The sequence below is a fragment of the Cupriavidus sp. USMAHM13 genome, from assembly GCF_001854285.1.
Lineage (GTDB): Bacteria > Pseudomonadota > Gammaproteobacteria > Burkholderiales > Burkholderiaceae > Cupriavidus > Cupriavidus malaysiensis.
This window is the reverse complement of sequence record NZ_CP017752.1, coordinates 1,614,361-1,632,516: the sequence shown is the minus strand read 5'-3', so window position 1 is coordinate 1,632,516 and position 18,156 is coordinate 1,614,361. Positions and strand designations below refer to the sequence as shown.

General features: G+C 67.9%; 13 protein-coding genes. 4 read left to right on the top strand and 9 right to left on the bottom strand.

Features of this window, described 5'->3' with window-relative positions; genetic code table 11:
* Positions 1–125: 125 nt before the first annotated feature.
* The 6 genes from BKK81_RS36575 to BKK81_RS25505 form a co-directional block, all read right to left on the bottom strand.
* A complete protein-coding gene (locus BKK81_RS36575; RefSeq protein WP_231908221.1) occupies positions 126–248 on the bottom strand; it encodes an HAD family hydrolase in 123 nt (40 codons plus the stop codon).
* A gap of 210 nt (positions 249–458) precedes the next feature.
* Positions 459–2,396, bottom strand: coding sequence for an acyl CoA:acetate/3-ketoacid CoA transferase (locus BKK81_RS25525; RefSeq protein WP_071022309.1), 1,938 nt, complete (start codon positions 2,394–2,396; stop codon positions 459–461).
* Positions 2,397–3,037: 641 nt separating this feature from the next.
* On the bottom strand, positions 3,038–5,203 hold the full coding sequence (locus BKK81_RS25520; protein WP_156811550.1) for a 3-hydroxybutyrate oligomer hydrolase family protein: 2,166 nt from the start codon (positions 5,201–5,203) through the stop codon (positions 3,038–3,040).
* A gap of 242 nt (positions 5,204–5,445) precedes the next feature.
* Entirely contained in the window at positions 5,446–6,912 is a 1,467-nt protein-coding gene (locus BKK81_RS25515) for an extracellular catalytic domain type 1 short-chain-length polyhydroxyalkanoate depolymerase (protein WP_071018762.1), read from the bottom strand.
* A 693-nt stretch (positions 6,913–7,605) separates the two neighbouring features.
* Entirely contained in the window at positions 7,606–8,013 is a 408-nt protein-coding gene (locus BKK81_RS25510; RefSeq protein WP_071018760.1) for a DUF4440 domain-containing protein, read from the bottom strand.
* Between the two features lie 20 nt (positions 8,014–8,033).
* Positions 8,034–9,413 (bottom strand): MFS transporter, encoded by a 1,380-nt coding sequence (locus BKK81_RS25505; RefSeq protein WP_071018758.1) that lies wholly within the window; start codon positions 9,411–9,413, stop codon positions 8,034–8,036.
* Between the two features lie 124 nt (positions 9,414–9,537).
* Here BKK81_RS25505 and BKK81_RS25500 point away from each other — a divergent pair, with 124 nt between their 5' ends.
* Both BKK81_RS25500 and BKK81_RS25495 read left to right on the top strand, forming a co-directional pair.
* Positions 9,538–10,482, top strand: coding sequence for a LysR family transcriptional regulator (locus BKK81_RS25500; RefSeq protein WP_071018756.1), 945 nt, complete (start codon positions 9,538–9,540; stop codon positions 10,480–10,482).
* 308 nt (positions 10,483–10,790) lie between these two features.
* The gene (locus BKK81_RS25495; protein WP_071018754.1) at positions 10,791–11,591 is read left to right on the top strand and encodes a PhzF family phenazine biosynthesis protein; all 801 of its coding nucleotides are present in this window, start codon (positions 10,791–10,793) and stop codon (positions 11,589–11,591) included.
* A gap of 168 nt (positions 11,592–11,759) precedes the next feature.
* On the opposite strand, the gene BKK81_RS25490 is transcribed toward BKK81_RS25495, so the two are convergent.
* From BKK81_RS25490 to tauA, 3 genes are all read right to left on the bottom strand, one after another.
* The gene (locus tag BKK81_RS25490) at positions 11,760–12,632 is read right to left on the bottom strand and encodes an ABC transporter permease subunit (RefSeq protein WP_071022307.1); all 873 of its coding nucleotides are present in this window, start codon (positions 12,630–12,632) and stop codon (positions 11,760–11,762) included.
* A 10-nt stretch (positions 12,633–12,642) separates the two neighbouring features.
* A complete protein-coding gene (locus BKK81_RS25485; protein ID WP_071018752.1) occupies positions 12,643–13,419 on the bottom strand; it encodes a taurine ABC transporter ATP-binding protein in 777 nt (258 codons plus the stop codon).
* A gap of 110 nt (positions 13,420–13,529) precedes the next feature.
* Entirely contained in the window at positions 13,530–14,528 is a 999-nt protein-coding gene (gene tauA / locus BKK81_RS25480; protein ID WP_071018750.1) for a taurine ABC transporter substrate-binding protein, read from the bottom strand.
* Positions 14,529–15,017: 489 nt separating this feature from the next.
* On the opposite strand from tauA, the gene xsc reads away from it, so the two are divergent.
* On the top strand, positions 15,018–16,826 hold the full coding sequence (gene xsc / locus BKK81_RS25475) for a sulfoacetaldehyde acetyltransferase (RefSeq protein WP_071018748.1): 1,809 nt from the start codon (positions 15,018–15,020) through the stop codon (positions 16,824–16,826).
* Positions 16,827–17,067: 241 nt separating this feature from the next.
* Entirely contained in the window at positions 17,068–18,120 is a 1,053-nt protein-coding gene (gene pta, locus BKK81_RS25470; RefSeq protein WP_071018746.1) for a phosphate acetyltransferase, read from the top strand.
* Positions 18,121–18,156: the final 36 nt, after the last annotated feature.

The following is an 18,156-nucleotide window of genomic DNA, read 5'->3' as shown; positions in this document are numbered from 1 at the left end:
CTTTCAGCCGGACCAGTCGCCAGGGCAAATCCCGCCTGCCCGCACGCGGCCAGCCACCTCCCCGATATGCTCCCTGATCGCCACCTCGCCCCGCGCCGACCAGTCCCGGCGCGACATCGCCCCGCTCACCACGCCCACGAAGCGCACCCCCGCCGCCCATGGCGGGTGCATTCGAGGATGCCGCTGGAAGAATCGGCCAGCGTGAGGTCGAAGTCGAACATCACGGCGGCGGTCTGCTGGCCTGTCACGTGCCATCTCCTGCGAGCCGGCGGCTCTTGCTATGCCCGGCACGCCCGGGCCCTGGTCCACTGCGTCATTCGACAAGCCCCCCCCGATCGACAGCGCCTCCGTACGCGTCGTTGCAAAGGCTCGCCATCTCCGTGCCATGGCTGCGCTTTGCGCCTGGCCTGCGACCTGGAGGCACCGCCGCTCGGGTGCATTTTCCCTGACGCCGCGGACTATTCCAGATGCTCCCCCGCTTCGTTCTCGCTGGAAAACAGCCGGAGTTCTCCCAGGTGCTGTGCCAATGCGCTCTTGAGTTGAGCGCGCTCGAAGGCGCTGGTGGTATAGCGCGTCACACTGCGGTAGTAGCGCTCGCTCAGATCGGCCATCATCCCCGCATAGGCTTGGGCCAGCTCCGGCAGGAAACTGAAATGTTCATAGTTGACGATGGCGGATACCTTCTCGCCGACCGGCGCCAGGCGCTCCTCGACCGCGCGGCGGATACGCTCGATATCCTCGACGCTGCGCACCTCCATGCCCTCGAGATTGATATAGAGACACTTGCTCCCTGCGTCGTAGCGCAGGCGTTTCGCCATCGGCAGATCCAGCAACTGCGCACGCAATCCCATCGGGGCGTGGGCAAAGATGCGAGCGTCCATGATTTTCAGCGGCGTGCGCACGACCGGGCGGAAGGTCATGTGCGAAAGAATGTCCTCCTGCAGATCGATCCCCGGTGCGATCTCGGTCAGCTCGAGCCCGGACTCGCCCAGTTCGAATACGCATCGCTCGGTGATGTACAGGACCACCGTGCCGTCCTCCCGGGCGAATCCACCACCGAAGGTCCGGTGCTCCACGGCATCGACGAACTTCGATGCCGGCCTGTCGTGGCGCACGCTCAGCTTGCCGTCTGCGACGGCGAGCTCGAACTTGTCGGCGGTGAAGGTGCCGACAAAGACGACCTTGCGCGCGTTCTGCGAGATATTGATGAAGCCGCCCGCCCCGGCCAGGCGGTGGCCGAAGCGACTGACGTTGACGTTGCCTTCCGCATCCGCCTGCGCCAGGCCGAGAAAGGCCACGTCGAGCCCGCCGCCATCGTAGAAATCGAACTGGCTGGGCTGGTCGATCACGGCCTGTGGATTGGTCGCGGCGCCGAAGTTCAGTCCGCTGGCCGGGATGCCGCCGATCACCCCTGGCTCCGCCGTCAGCGTCAGCAGATCGATGATCTGCTCTTCGGCGGCCACGTTTGCGATGCCCTCCGGCATGCCGATGCCCAGGTTGACCACGTCGTTGTTGCGTAATTCCATCGCCGCGCGCCGGGCGATGATCTTCCGGGCGTTCAGCGGCATGCTGCCGATGCTCGACAGCGGCACGCGCAACTCCCCCGCGAAGGCCGCGCTGTATGGCGTGGAAAATGTCTGCATGTGGTATTCGGGCTTTTCGGCCACCACCACGGCGTCGACCATCACCCCCGGAATCTTCACCTCGCGCGGCTTCAGCGTGCCGCGCTCCGCCAGGCGCTCGACCTGCGCGATGACGATGCCACCGCAGTTGTGCGCGGCCATCGCGATGGCTTGTGCCTCGAGCGTCAGCGCCTCGCGCTCCATCGTGATATTGCCGTCGGGATCGGCCGTGGTGCCACGGATGATCCCGACGTGGATCGGCAATGCCTTGTAGAAGAGATACTCGCGGCCGTCGATCGGCATCAGCCGCACCAGGTCGGCCTGCGTGCGGGCATTGAGCTTTCCCCCGCCCCACCGTGGATCGACAAAGGTACCGAGGCCGACGCGCGTCAAGGTGCCGGGCTTCCCTGCAGCGATATCGCGAAACAGGTGGCAGATCACCCCCTGCGGCAGGTTCCACGCCTCGATCGCGTTGTTGACGGCCAGCTCCCCCAGGCGCGGCACCAGGCCCCAGTGTCCCCCGATCACACGCCGGACGAGACCGATGTGGCCGAGGTGGTTCAGCCCCCGGTCCTTGCCATCGCCCTGCCCGGCCGCGTACACCAGTGTCAGATTGCGTGGACAGCGCAGGTCCGATGCCTCGCCAGCCTGGCTTTCCAGGAACAACTCTTCCATCGCGACCGCGATGTTCTCGGCGAAGCCGATACCGACGAAGCCGCCGGTGGCAACGGTATCGCCGTCACGTATCCATTGCACGGCCTGGCGCGCGCTCATGAGCTTGCCGGTCTGTGTGCCGTAGAGGTCTTGCCTGGCCAAGAAATCGCTCACCTTGTTGTCTCCTGCGCGCCTTGAGCTGCGCTCCGTCGGCTGGCGCTATGGTGTGATGCCCATCCAGCCATGCACTGCGATCCCGCAGCGAATCGACGGCTGTCTTGAGGCAAGTGATTAGCCGCACGTCCTGATCCGGCTCTCCGCTTGCCAGTCCGGCCACGGGGAGCACCGTGCGGACGCGGGACTTCGCACAAAGCGTGCCACCGGAGCCAAATCCCTTGTTCCGCGCGGCACCGCGGCCGTCCTGGTGGGGCCCGGCAAGCGCGCGGGCCCGCCGGGCCGGCGCTTGCAGCCACGAACCGTCCCGGATTGGAGACAACTGCTGGTGCGATCCGCGCTCCACGGGCCACTATCGCCCCCGGAAGCCGCGGAGAACGCCAGAAATGAAGGCGACGGCGATATCTCCACTCGTGGAAAAGCCGTCTCCAAATCGAGACACGAGGCCGATTTGCCGGCGTGGCGCGCACTATGTGCGACGACGACATGGCCTCAACCACGGCGGCGCACTACGGCCCGCCACCGTCACGTACACAGGCGGCCCGGGTGGCGGCGCGCCAGAGGCCCGCCGCCACCCGATGCTCTCCTCAGTTCGGCACGGAAACCGTCGCCACGCCACCCGAGACGCTCACCTGGATACGGTCACCGGCAGCCGGAGTCATGGTGAAGTTCGGCACGTTGGCGGCCGTGATCGGCGGCGCCGCTCCTGCCGCACCGCCGCGCGGCGTCGTGCGTACCACTTGCGACGGTGGCAGCGGCGTGCCGCTCCTCAGGTTCGCGTACACGGCGTCGAGCGCGCGTTGCTCATAGACGGCCAAGGGCACGAAGAGCGAGTCGTATCCCGGCAACAGATCAATGAAGCCGTCGAAGTGCTGCGCGTTCGTGACCTCGATATACGACAGCTTGCTGCTCCCATCGACCCGCGCATTGAGGCCCAGGTACGGGCGGGCGCCGTGGTTGACCGGCAGCAGGGCATCGTTGCGCCCCTGCACGATCAGGGCTGGCTTGCCACGCAGATTGCCGCTGCGCAGCGTCTGCGACAGGCCAAGCTGCAGCGCCTGCGAGGCGGCGTCACTGCCGCTCAGCAGGTTGCGCAGGCACAGCGCGCCATCCAGGTTGGCGGCCTGCGTACCGGAGGAGTCGATCGACTGCCTGCTCTGCGCCGCGCCACCCTGGGCAAGGTTGTTGATCAACTGCACGCCGGTCGTGGGCGGGATACCGTTGCCGGTCGCGGCCAGTTGCGCCAGCAGCGTGGCGTTCATCGTGGCCGGGTGGAACGAGCCATCCACCGCCGCAAAGCTGAGTTCGCACAGGTTGTCGAACACGCTGGCGCGCGCCAGGGCGTTGCCGAAGGTGGTGGCCACCGACGGATCGATCTCGAAGTACGCCATCGAGGCATGCAGGAGGTCGGATTCGGGCTCCCAACCGTAGTCGCGCATCTTCTGCAGCGCCTCGTCGGCCTGCGCCGCCGTGGTGGTGGCCGACAACAGGCCCTTGGCGTGCAGCGCTGCGCAGCGGTTCGCCTGCACGGTGGCAGGCCAGCCGAACGCCACGGCAAAGTAAGCCTGCGTCGGCGCGCTCGCCACGCTGGCCGACAGCGCCGCGCACAGCCGGAACTCGTTGGCATAGCTGACGTAGTCGAACAGCGGCTTGCCGTTGATCGGCAACGTTGCGCCGCCGCGCTGGACCTGCACGTTGATCGAGGGCGGCAGGCTCAGCGCGGGCTCGCCGACCGCCACGCCATCGATCAGGTTGTCGGTGTCCTGCTCCGCCGCCGCAATCGCCGCGCCGCCACCATTGGACACGCTGGAAGCGATCACGATGGTGTTGCCGGGACGCACCGGCAACTGGCTGACGGTCTGCCCGCTGGAGACGCCCAGCTTGTCGTTGATGGCCCAGAAGGCGAACTGCACCGCCTGCAGCGTGAAGAGGCCCCAGTCCTTCTCGGGGTTGCGCTGCGAGTGCGCATGCTTGAACGCCAGCCGGTTGGGCGTTGCCACGTTGAAGGCGGCAAGCCGGCTCGCGGCGAGCGGCGCGGCGAATTGCGCCTGGCTGCCGGCGAGCGTACGCGTCGTGCGCGTGCCGTCCTGCAGCGGCACCGTATCGGTGGCCAGGTCGTGCGGGCCGGCGCCGGTGCCCTTGTCGGTATAGGCGACGGCGCACTTGCGCTTGAGTCCCCACTCACCGGTCGAAATGGCCCCGTAGATGCCGCGCGAACCCGACGAGGTCGCGGTGATGATGCACGGATGCGCGGCATCGAATGCGTCGGGGATCTGCACCAGCAGCACCACGTTCTGCTGGCCGGAGCCGTCATCCGAGTACGCGACATACTCCGCGCCGGCCACCATGCCATTGCCGGAGGTGACGTTGCCGTCGGCATCGACGTTGGGGCCGTAGAGTGTGCCGTAGCCACCCTTGGCGCTGGTGTCGATCAAGGCGCGATAGTTGTTGTAGATGGTCAGGCGCCGCAGCTCTGCCGCGGTCGGCGCAACGGCGTTGGCCACGGCGGGTGCCGTGGCCGAGGCCAGCCCGGAGGCGCCCAGGCCCGCGGTCAGCAAGTCGTCGCTCACACCGTCGAAGCGCCTGACGGTCACGGTACCGACGAAGGACGGCTTGGTATTGCTCACCGTATTGCCGTTGTTGTTGCCGTTGCCGCCGGCATTGCCATGGTTGGCCGCTGAGTTGCCATCATCACCGCCACCGCACGCCGCCAGGCCGATGACGCCGGACGCCGCCATCGCTGCCAGCAGCATGCCGCGCGAGGACCAGCGGCCCGGACTCTTCCCTTGTATCGTTTTCATTCTGTCTCCTGTTTTTGATATTCACTGCAAATCGATCGCCGGGCGGGCGGAGGCAAGGTCGCGAAGGCATAGCCTGCCGCACCACCCGCCACGGGGTGGACTGGCAGTTCCACCGGGCACGGCCAGCCTTGCGGCGGGCGTGCCGGATCAGACCATCTGTGCGAGAGGGTCGCCCCGCGCTCCCGGCGAGGTAGTCATGGACAATTGCCGACGATGTAGTAGCCGGCGGCCGTCTGTGCCAGCGTGCTCGTGTAGAAGAGGTTGTCGAGCCCCATGCTCTGGTTCGAGCCGTTCGCGTAGGCAATGCCGCCACTGTCGTGCGCGCGCCCGGCCTGCACGTGCGCGTAGTTGCTGGCCGTGGTGGCGGTACAGGTGAAGGACGATTTGGTCGTCGCCGATACGGCGGCCGAGGGTTGGCTTTCCCCTGCCGTCGGATCGACCGCGGTCACGGTGTAGCTGTAGGTCGTGCCGGCGATCAGGCCGGAATCGGTATAAGCGGTGGCCGTCGCCGAACCGACCTTGCTGCCGTTGCGGTAGACGCCATAGCTGCTGGCATTGGCGACGGCGTTCCACGACAGCGAGACCGATGTGGAGGTCGTTGCCGTGACCGCAAGCCCCGTCGGCGCGCTGCCCGCCTGCCCCGTCCCGCTGCCGGCGCGCAGGTTGTTCTTGACCCAGTAGTCCATGACGAAGACCGGATAGTTGATGTGGGTGGCATCGACATAGTTGGTATTGTCGCCGCCGGTGCCGGCCGGCCACGCGTGGGCCATGCCGGAGACCGGGATCTCATGGGTGCGCACCTTGCCGTTGCTGTCGGTGTACGGCGTATTGGTGCCGCCGCCCGAAATCGACACCTGCGAACCCTGCGTGAAGGTGCCGCCGTAGACGAGACGCATGGCCGCCGCATCCATCGGGCCGTACGCCTGCGCCACGGTGTAGTCCGAGGTGCCCCAGACCGCGCCGGCGATCTGCGTGGAGAACTTGCCCGCGTTGGAGCCTGCCCATGCCTTGCATTGGTTCGCCGCCGTCGTCGCCGTGAAGCCTGACGGCACGTAGCCGATCTGCGCGGTGGTGGTGCCCGGCGGCGGACCGGCGTTGATGCCGATGCCGGCGAAGATGTCCGGTGCGATGCAGCCCAGCACCATGGTCATGCCGCCGCCGGAGGACAGGCCGGCCACGTAGACCTGGTTGGGGTCGATGGCGTACTGCGAATTGGTGACGAAGCGATTGACGAGGTCCAGCAGGACGCCGACGTGACCGGCCGTGCGGCTGGGCGAGGTGTTCGCGTAGTCCCAGCAATGGTTGCTGTAGACGTTCCCCGTGGCATTCGGGGCCAGGATCACGGCGCCATACTGGTCGGCGACCGACTTCCAGTTGAAGCCGGCGCCATTGGCGTTGTCGATGACATCGCCCGAGGCCGTCTGCACGCACCCGTGCAGCACCAGGACGAGCGCGCGCTTGCCGTTGGGCGTGGTCGGCTGGCTGGCCGGCCAGTAGAAGTAGCCCGTCAGGTTACCGCCATTGACGGCGTCCGCCGCCCAGGTCTGCTGGCTGCTCCATGCACCAGGCCCCGCCGTGGCGGCATGCAATGGAAATGCGCACAAGATCGCCACGCAGGCCGCCAGCCAGCCTGCGATCCGTCGCCATAGTCTTCTCGCCATGATGTCTCCTCATCTTCTTTTGTGGATGTCTTCGGGATTGCCAGCGCTGCCAGAACGGCAGGCTGGAGACGCCTGGAACAGGCCTGAAGCGGAGTCGACCAGTGACGCAAAGGCTGCGGCCGAGGCACAGTCCTGAACATGACAGCTGATTCATGTTTCATGCTAGTGGGAGCGCGGGGCGGCTGTCAACCCATCGTTGCGACAGGGCTCGCATGGCCTGCGCCGCCGGGCCGGCGCCACGCCGCAAGCGCTCGGCCCGCGGCGCCTCGTGTCCGGGAAGGCTGCCGGCGACCGTGCCGGCCGGCCAGCGCGATCGCCCGCGATCTGCCCCGAAATGACACGCTTCATGCCACGTTTAGTACTTTCATCATTAATGTCATATGTACTAAACAAAGATCATGGATCTCCCCGACTGCCGAAGGCTGGGGCCGCCCCGGCCACCGCGTTCGGCCGCGGCGACGTTCCCGGCCGCGCCTCAAGGCGCCGCACCACCGCCCCACAACGTCCGGCGTCGCTGCCTTGCCCGTCAGCGCACGACAGTCGTTCGCTCCATTGACGAAGCGATGCCTCAGGCCCGAAGCCTCGATTCAGGGGCAAGCAGCTTACGGATGGTGGAACTGGACCGTGCGCCCCGCACAGACGGAAAGCACTCCAGATGCCGGGGGAGTACTGCGGCAGGTCAATACATTCTGTCTAGGCCGGCGCACCTGCGACCGCGGTCTCGTGCAGATGGCGCCAGGCGATACGCCCCGCCCCGTCGCGCTCGAATACCACGGTAGCGCGCCGCACGGTGCGGCAGCCCGCACCATCGGTCTGCGTCTCGCGGTAGGCTACGACCGCGCCGCCAGGCCACGCGGCAATCTCGCTCAGCGCATCGATCTCGATGCGCAGGCCGGGACGCTTGCCGTGACCCTGCGAGAACAGCGTGTCGAGAGCGGCGCGATCGCATGCCGCGCCGGGCAGCGTGACCATGGAGAAACGCGGCGAGAAGCGTGCCAGCAGCGCGCCGAGTCGAGCGGGCCCGGCGCGCCCGGACAGCCATTGTTCGATGTCGACGTGCGCGTCGACGACTTCCTGGAAGAAGGGGTTGTGTGGAGGCATGGCGCTCAGGTCAGGTGGAGTCATTGGGAAACGGGGCGCGCGGCGGCAGCGCGTGGCGGTGCGAGCCGCGCCACCAGCGGCAGGGGCAGCAGCGTCAGCAAGGCAGCGAGCAGCAAGCATTGCCGATACGCCAGCGGCGCCGTGCCGGCTGCCTGGCGCGGCAGCAGGAAGTTCAGCGCGCTGCCGAGCACCGCAACGCCGATGCAGAAGCTCAGCTGGCGGTTGATGTTCCACAGCGCGCTCGCCTCGCCCATGCGCGCTGAGGGCACGTCGAGAAACGCCGCGCTTTGCGACGTGCTCGTGCACAGGCTGGCGCCGAATCCCATCGCGGCGAAGGCCAGCACCCGCCCCGCCTCGTGCATCGCGATGGGCGTGGCGAGCAGGACTATGCCCGCGCAATCCACCGCGATCCCGCTGAAGAAAAGCGGCCTCGCGCCCCAGGCCGGAAAGCCACGGCGCACGATCGCGATCGCGAGGAAAGACGCGGCAGCCCACGGCAGCATCAGGGCCCCCGTCTGCGTCGCGCTCAGTCCGAGCGCGCCCTGCAGGTAGAGCGCGGCGACCAGGTTCACCCCGGAAAAGACCCCGGGCACGCACAGATAGATCACGATGCCCATGCGCAGCAGCGGCTGCGCGAGCAGACCCAGGTCGATGAGCGGGGCGGCCGCGCGGCGCGCGTGACGCACATAGGCCGTGCCGGCGACGAGCGCGACGGCAAGCGGCGCGACGGCGAGGTGCGTGCCGCCGTGCTGGCCCGCCAGGGTCAGGCCGAACAGCAGCGCGGCCAGCGCGAGCACGCTCAGGGCCAGGCCCGGTACATCGAGCGGTGGCAGCTCGGCCGCCGCGGCGCCGGCGGGCAGCCAGGCCAGCGCGAGGCCGCATGCGGCCCCGGCGAGGGGAAGCATGCCGGCGAAGATCCAGCGCCACGATGCGTGATCGGCCAGCACGCCACCGAGCGCGGGCGATAGCGCTGGCACGAGCAGCGCGACCATCATCACCACCGATGTCAGCCGCGCGCGCGCTTCGGGCGCATAGGCTCGATAGGCCATGGCCTGCCCGACGGGTATCAGCAGGCCGCCGCCCAGCCCCTGCACGAGGCGCCAGCCCAGCAGCGCGCCGATCGACGGCGCGACGGCCGCGCCCGCGCTGGCGAGGCCGAACAGCAGCAGCGACCCCACCAGCACCCGCCGCTCGCCGCAACGGCGCGCGAGCCACGCACCGAGCGGGATCACCACGGTCAGCCCCAGCATGTACGCATTGCCGACCCACGCAAGCTGCGCGACCGACGCCTGCAGTTCGCGCTGCAGCGCCGGGTACGCGGCGTTCGCCACGAACATATTGGCAAGGTCGATGGCGAAGCCCAGCAGGTAGACGGCAGCGACTTTCGAGCGATCGGACATGGTCGGGGCAGGCAGGATCAGGCGCCGTAGTGTAGAGTCCGGGATTCGCTCGGGTAAGGCTGATAATGTGGCAGGACTGGTCGAATAGTTTTGACAATCGTTTTGACAATCGCAGGGGCCGGCGATGGTAAGCCTGGATCGTTTCGAGGTATTCCGCGCGGTCGTCGAGGCCGGCTCGTTCACGGCCGCGGCCGCGGTGCTCGGCCAGGCGCGGGCCGCGGTCAGCTTTCACGTCAAGCAGCTCGAGGCCGAGCTGGGCGTGACCTTGCTGACGCGGACGACGCGGCGCATTGCGCTGACCGACGCGGGTGAGCGCTTCTACCAGCGCTGCCTGCGCGTGCTCGCCGAAGCCGAGGGTGCGATCGAGGAAGCGCGCGGCGAGCACGGCGGCATGCAAGGCGTCCTGCGCCTGACATCGACCGTCGAATACTCGCTGATGGTCGTGGCCCCCGCGCTCGACGCCTTCATGCAAGCGCATCCCGGGCTGCGCGTGCGGCTGGAAACGCATACCGCACAGGTCGATCTCGTGCGCGAACGCTTCGACGTGGCGGTCCGGCTGGGCCGGCTCGAGCAGTTCCAGCACCTGCCCTACCGCGGCGTGTGCCTCGACACCTATGAGGTGCGGCCGGTGATGTCGCCCGCGCTGCTGGCCGGCGCCGGCCTGGCGCGCATCGGTTCGCCCGACGCGCTGGCGCGCCTGCCCCAGCTCGGCCACAGCCGGCTGGAGCGCATCGCCGCCTGGACGCTGCGCGATCGCGAGGGCCGCGAGCAGGTGTTCCGGCCGGCCGCGAAGCCGCGCCTGGTCGCGGACAATGCCTCGGTGCTGCTCGCGCTGGCGCGCCAGGGCAGCGGCGTCGCCCTGCTGCCGGAATGGCTGGTACGCGGCGACCTGGCCAGCGGGGCACTGATCGACGCGCTGCCGGGCTATCGCTTCCCCGAGCAAGGTGTCTATGCGCTGTATGCGCCGACGCGGCATGTGCCGCAGAAGATCCGCGCCTGGGTGGACTTCATGAAGCGCTATGTCCGCCGGCGCGCTGGGCAGGCCGGCCCCGATGCCGCGCCGGCGTGAGCGCGGATGCCGGCCGTGGATCTATCCCGCCGCCGGCACACCTGGCGCACGCCTCGGTACGCCGTGGGCACCGCCGCCACGGTGCCTTCCTGACCGCCGCCCAGGGCGGCCGGATCGACTGTTCGGCCCAGACAGGGACATTCGCGATCGGCCGGTACGCACGGCGTCGTCGCTTCCCGTGAACGGACACTTTGCGGTATCGCACATTGCAAACTGTATATGTTCGGCATGTGAAACGGGCTGATATCGTATTCGCCTGATACAGATGAATAGCGCCGATCCACTTCCCGTCTTGCACGGCCCGCCGAATGAAACTGCCGATCTATCAGATAGACGCATTTACCGATAAGGTCTTCAAGGGCAACTACGCTGCGGTAGTGCCACTCGAACGCTGGTTACCCGATAGCCTGATGCAGGCGATTGCCACTGAGAACAACCTGTCTGAAACAGCCTTTTTTGTAGAAAATGCCGACGGTGTGTTCGACATCCGCTGGTTTTCGCCGCTGACGGAGATTGCCTTTTGCGGACACGCCACGCTGGCGAGCGCATACGTGATCTTCAAGCGCTGCAGTGATACCAGGGCCATCGAGTTCTTTGCCGAGGCAGTCGGCCGGTTCAGCGTTCTGCAGACGCGTAATGGCCTGATCGAGATGAGCTTCCCGCAACGCCGGCCCGAAAAACTGGAAGAAATCCCAGACAATCTTCTCAAAGGGCTTTCGATAGCGCCCCGGGAAGTCCTGGTCAATCAGCAAGCCTACGTCGCCATCTACGATACAGAACACGAGGTGAGGTCCGTTGTGCCAGAACTCAATCTGCTCTCGGCACTGGGTCCGCTCGATGTCGTCGTGACAGCGCGCGGCGACAATCACGATTTTGTATCGCGCTACTTCTGGCCTGCCAATGGCGGCGATGAAGATCCCGTGACCGGATCGATTCACGCGGCGCTGGCGCCATTGTGGTCCGAGCGACTGGGCAGGTCAGAACTCGAGGCCATGCAGGTATCGCGCCGCAGCGGATTGCTGCATTGCCGCGTGCAGGACGACCGGGTCTATGTCTCCGGTCAAGCGGTCCAATACCTAGAAGGAACGATCGAGGTCCCGGAAGCTTAAGGTGACCGTCGTACCGGGCAAGCGGCCGTTCCAGTGGAGGCCGCCTACGACTGGAGATCGCGAATCGACAGTCCGGCGGCGGCTGAATCCCAACGACTTGTGTTTCGCCACATGGTTTTCCCGGACGGCCCCCGGGGCAGCGCGCCGCCGGTGACGGCGCCCCCTCACTCACATGCGGCCCTTCCACGGCACCAGCCAGGTCTCCGTCTTGCGCATCAGCAGGTCGAAGAGGTAGGCGATCAGCCCGATCAGCATGATGCCCATGATCACCACGTCGGTGCGCAGGAAGTTGGAGGCATTGAGCACCATCTGCCCGAGGCCGGCGGTGGCCGCCACCATCTCGGCCGCCACCAGCGTGGTCCAGCCGAAGCCGATGGCGATACGCATGCCGGTGAGGATGTCGGGCAGCGCCGCCGGCAGCACCACATGGTGGATCACCTGCCAGGGCGTGGCGCCCATCGAGTAGGCGGCGTTGATCTGCTCGATGGTGACCGAGCGCACCCCGGCGCGCGCCGACATGGCGAGCGGGGCGAAGCAGGCCAGGTAGATCAGCAGGATCTTGGAGGTCTCGTCGATGCCGAACCAGATCACGATCAGCGGCAGGTAGGCCAGCGGCGGCAGCGGCCGGTAGAACTCGATGGGCGGATCAAAGACACCGCGCGCGATGCGCGAGACGCCCATCATCACGCCGATCGGCACCGCCGTGGCCACCGCCAGCGCGAAGGCGCCGAACACGCGCACCAGGCTGGCGCGGAAATGCTCCAGCAGCGGCAGCCCGCCCTGCACATTGCCGTTCCAGGCGTCGACGAAGGCGGCGACGATGGCTTCCGGCGTGGGCAGGAACAGCGGCGGCAGCCAGCGCAGGTGGCTGGCCAGCCACCACAGGGCCAGCAGCGATACCACGGTGACGGTGGAGATGCGCGAGCTGGAGCCTTCGCCGGGCAGGCGGTAGCCCGACACGGTGCGCAGCGGGCGGCGCGGCGCGGCCGGCGCGGCGCGCACGGTGGCCGCGGCTTCGAGTCTCTGGGCGGGAGCGGTCATGGTCTTGTCCTCAGTGCGTGGCATGGATCAGGTCGACGATTTCTTCGCGGTAGCGGATGAACTCCGGGTCGGACTTGACCGCGCGCGCGTCGCCGCACTCGATGTAGCGCCGCGCGAAGGGCAGCTCGTAGCTGTGCTCGATGCGGCCCGGCGACGGCGTCATCACGATCAGCCGGGTGGCGAGGAAGAGCGCCTCCTCCACGCTGTGCGTGATGAAGAAGACGATCTTCTGCTCGCGCGCCCACAGCCGCAGGATCAGCGCCTGGATCGATTCGCGCGTGAGCGCGTCGAGCGCGCCCAGCGGCTCGTCCATCAGCATCACCTCGGGGTCGTTGGCGAGCGCGCGGGCGATGCCCACGCGCTGCTGCATGCCGCCCGAGAGCTGGTAGACCGGCTTGTCGGCCACCTTCTCCAACCCGACCTGGGCCAGCTTCTCGCGCGCCACGCGCAGCCGTTCGGCGCGCCCCACGCCGCGCAGGCGCAGGCCGAGCGCAACGTTGTCGACCACGTTGAGCCAGGGCATCAAGGCGTGTTTCTGGAACACCACGCCGCGCTCGGCGCCAGGGCCGTGCACGGGCTTGCCGTCGAGGCGGATCTCGCCCTCGGACGGCTGCATGAAACCGGCGATGCAGGACAGCAGCGTGGTCTTGCCGCAGCCCGAGGCGCCGAGGGCGACGACGAAGTCGCCGCGCTCCATGGTGAGGTTGACCTGCGAAAGGGCCAGCGTCTGGGCGCCACCGCGGCCGCCGTAGTTGACGCTGAGATTGTCGATTTCCAGCTTGGACATGACAGACTTCCTGAAGAGGCTCGAGGCCCCGCCCCGCCATGGTGCGGGGGCCTGCTGCATTCCCCGGCGCAGGGCACTGCGTGCCGCCGCCGGTGCCACGCGTGCCCGGCTTACTGCGCCGCGCGCCGCACCCATTCCGCATTGACGCCGGTGCTGTAGTCCGGCAGCACGTTCTGGATCGTGCCCTGCTCCTTCAGGAAGAGCGCCGCCGAGCGCAGCGCGCTGGCCGCGCCGCCCCCCAGCCAGCGCGCCGAGGCCTGTTCCTGCAGCGTGGGGAAGCCGTACAGCGCCATGCTGGCGGGCACCTCGTCCGCCTTGGCTCCGGTGATGCGCGCCACCGCCTTGACCATCGGCGAGTCGGCGTTCCAGGCGGCCTTGTTGTTGCGGTAGTTGTCGTCGGCGGCGGCCAGCACGCGCACGAACTTGACCATGAAGTCGGGGTTGTCGTGCGCAAACTTCTTGTTGGCGATCATGCCGTCGAAGGTGGACTTGCCGGTCTGCGCGGCGATCTGCCCCGATGTCACCAGCACCTTGCCCGAGCGCTTGACCTTGGCCAGCACCGGGTCCCAGATGAAGGTGGCGTCGATGTCGCCGCGCTCCCACGCCGCGGCCACTTCGGGCGGCCGCATGTTCATGATCTTGACGTCCTTGGGATTGACCTTGGCCTCCTCCAGCGCCACCAGCGTGTGGTAGTGCGTGGTGGAGACGAAGGGCACGCCCACGCGCTTGCCCTTGAGATCGGCCACGCCGTTGATCTGCGTGCCGTTGCGCGCCACCATCGCCTCGGCCGCGTTGATGTCGTCGAGGATCCAGAACAGTTCCACCTCCAGCCCCTGCGACAGTGCCGAGGCGATCGGCGAGGTGCCCGCCTCGCCGATGGCGATCTGGCCGGAAGCCATGGCGCGGATCACGTCGCCGCCGCCGGAGAACTGCCGGAACGAGACCTTGTAGCCGGTCTGCTTCTCCACCTCCTTCATTTCCTGCGCATAGCGCCACGGCACCACCATGTCCTGGTAGGCGATGACGACTTCCTTGCCCTGCGCGTGGGCGGCCGGCGCCAGGACGGCTGCCAGTGCCACGCTTGCTGCGAGTTGCTTGATCCAATGCATGGTCGGACTCCTCGATGAATGAGACTGCGTTCACGCCGCCCGCGGGGACGGCGCGGTGGACCGGTACCGGCGCGCCGCCCGCTTGCGGTGCGTGCAAGCGGGCTTGCTACGGTGCCTGTGCGAGGAGGAGAGGTTGATAAGCATGAGGCATGCCAGTGTCTCCTTTTGCCGGGGACGTCTCGGTGCGTCCTCTCGTTGTGCCGTCTGGCGCGCTGCCGGTGGCCCGGCGGCGCCGCGACATGCCGCTCTGCGCCGCATGTATGCGCCATGTTAGGGAGCCCGACCGGGCGGAGTTAGTGCCACCGGGGGCTTGTTATGGGTCCACCCGGCACGGTGTTCCGGTCACGCCCCATTTCTTATATTTTTCGATACGAATCGTACCGATTTACCAATTTCCTGATTGACCCCGGACGACTTCCGTCCTACATTCGCCTCACAAACTCTTTCCGGAACATTTAGTTCCGTTTTTTAACACATCGGAGACAAGCCATGCCAGAGCAACGCACCACCGCAGCCACCGGCCCGCAAGCCATGACGCCGTCCGAAGCCTTCGTCGAGACCATGGCGGCCAACGGCGTGACCGACATCTTCGGCATCATGGGTTCGGCCTTCATGGATGCCATGGACATCTTCGCGCCGGCTGGCATCCGCCTGGTGCCGGTGGTGCACGAGCAGGGCGCCGCGCACATGGCCGACGGCTACTCGCGCGTGTCCGGCCGCCACGGCGTGGTGATCGGCCAGAACGGCCCCGGCATCAGCAACTGCGTCACCGCCATCGCGGCCGCCTACTGGGCGCACTCTCCGGTGGTGATCGTCACGCCGGAAGCCGGCACCATGGGCATCGGCCTGGGCGGTTTCCAGGAAGCCAAGCAGCTGCCGATGTTCCAGGAATTCACCAAGTACCAGGGCCACGTGACCAACCCGGCACGCATGGCCGAGTTCACCGCGCGCTGCTTCGACCGCGCCATGGACGAGATGGGCCCGACCCAGCTCAATATCCCGCGCGACTACTTCTACGGCCAGATCAAGGCCGAGATCCCGCAGCCGCGCCGGCTGGACCGCGGCCCCGGCGGCGAGCAGAGCCTGAACGAGGCGGCCGAGCTGCTGGCCCAGGCGAGGTTCCCGGTCATCATCTCCGGCGGCGGCGTGGTGATGGGCGATGCGGTGGCCGAATGCCAGGCGCTCGCCGAGCGCCTGGGCGCGCCGGTGGTCAACAGCTACCTGCACAACGATTCCTTCCCCGCCAGCCATCCGCTGTGGTGCGGCCCGCTGGGCTACCAGGGCTCCAAGGCAGCGATGAAGCTGATCGCGCGCGCCGACGTGGTGCTGGCGCTGGGCTCGCGCCTGGGACCGTTCGGCACCCTGCCGCAGCACGGCATGGACTACTGGCCCAAGGACGCCAAGATCATCCAGGTCGACGCCGACCACAAGATGCTCGGCCTGGTGAAGAAGATCTCGGTCGGTATCTGCGGCGACGCCAAGGCCGCCGCCGCGGCGCTGACCCAGCGCCTGGCCGGCCGCACGCTGGCCTGCGACGCCACCCTCCGTCAGCGCGCCGACGAGATCGCCGCCGAGAAGGCCGCATGGGAAAAGGAACTGGACGAGTGGACGCACGAGCGCGACCCGTACAGCCTGGACATGATCGAAGAGCAGAAGCAGGAACGCACGCCGAACGGCGGCCACTACCTGCACCCGCGCCAGGTGCTGCGCGAACTGGAACGCGCCATGCCCGCCGACGTGATGGTCTCCACCGACATCGGCAACATCAACTCGGTGGCCAACAGCTACCTGCGCTTCGACAAGCCGCGCAGCTTCTTCGCGGCCATGAGCTGGGGCAACTGCGGCTACGCCTTCCCCACCATCATCGGTGCCAAGGTCGCCGCGCCGCATCGCCCGGCCATCTCGTACGCCGGCGACGGCGCCTGGGGCATGAGCCTGATGGAAACGCTGACCTGCGTGCGCCACAACATCCCGGTGACGGCCGTGGTATTCCACAACCGCCAGTGGGGCGCGGAGAAGAAGAACCAGGTGGACTTCTACAACCGCCGCTTCGTCGCGGGCGAACTGGACAGCCCGTCCTTCGCCGGCATCGCGCGCGCCATGGGTGCGGAAGGCATCGTGGTAGACCGCCTGGAGGACGTCGGCCCGGCGCTCCAGCGCGCCATCGACCTGCAGATGAACCACGGCAAGACCACCATCGTGGAGATCATGTGCACGCGCGAACTGGGCGACCCGTTCCGCCGCGATGCGCTCTCCAGGCCGGTGCGCTTGCTGGACAAGTACAAGGACTTTGTCTGAGGGCGGAGCAGGGGCCTTCGCACTGCCGATGTTCTGCTCCCCTCTCCCACTCGTGGGAGAGGGGCCGGGGGTGAGGGTGGGCGCCGGCGCGAAGTGCATGCCATCGTGCTGGCGCAGGCCTGCCCTCTCCCCCAACCCCTCTCCCGCACGCGGGAGAGGGGAGCCCGGTTGTCGGCAAGGCCAGGGCTTTCGCGCTGCCGAGGCATCGCCCCTTTGAACACCGCACTATCGAGTCCACACCATGAAAGCGCTCCACCGCATCATCGACCATGCCCGCGCCCAGCCACGCCGCATCGTGCTGTGCGAGGCCGACGACGTCCGCGTGCTGCAGGCCGCGCAGCGCGCAGCGCGCGAGGGCATTGCGCGCATCCTGCTGGTAGGCCGGCCCGACGTCGCCTGCCGCACGGCGCTGGAGGCAGGCGTGCCGCTGGAAGGCATCGAGCTGGTCGATCCGGCCACCTCCCCGCTGGCTCCGGCGCTGGCGGCCGAACTGCATGCGCTGCGCGCCGCCAGGGGCATGAGCGCCGAACAGGCGCAGGCGGCAATCCTGGACCCGCTCTGCTTCGCCAACCTGATGGTCCGCGCCGGCCATGCCGACGGTTCGGTCGCCGGCGCGCTGCACACGACCGCCGACGTGGTGCGCACGGCGCTGCAGGTCATCGGCGCGGCACCCGGTTGCAGGCTGGTCTCCAGCTTTTTCCTGATGATGTTGTGCGAGCCCTTCCACGCCCTCAAGGGCGGCCTGATCTTCTCCGACTGCGGCCTGGTGGTCGACCCCGATGCGCAGGGGCTGTCGGAGATCGCCATGGCGGCCGCGGACAGCGCGGCCGGCCTGCTGATGGAGGAACCGCGCGTGGCCATGCTGTCCTTCTCCACCAGCGGCAGCGCGCGCCACGCGGCGGTGGACAAGGTGGTGGCGGCCACCGAGCGCGTGCGCGCGCTGCGGCCCGAGCTGGCCATCGATGGCGACGTGCAGCTCGACGCGGCCATCGTCGCCGAGATCGCGCAGCGCAAGGTGGCGCATTCGCGCGTGGGCGGACATGCCAACGTACTGGTCTTTCCCAGCCTGGAAGCCGGCAACATCGGCTACAAGCTGGCCGAGCGGCTGGGTGGGGCCAAGGCCATCGGCCCGCTGCTGCAGGGGCTGGCCAAGCCGGCCAACGATCTCTCGCGCGGCTGCAGCGCCGAGGACATCTTTCACGTGATCGCCGTCACCGTGGTACAGGCCCAGCGTGCCGATGCGGCACGCACGCCGGCGGCCGATGCCACGGCGACCGCGGCCCCGGCACCATGAGCGCCCTGCCCGCCGCCGGCGCGGCGGCGCTGTTCG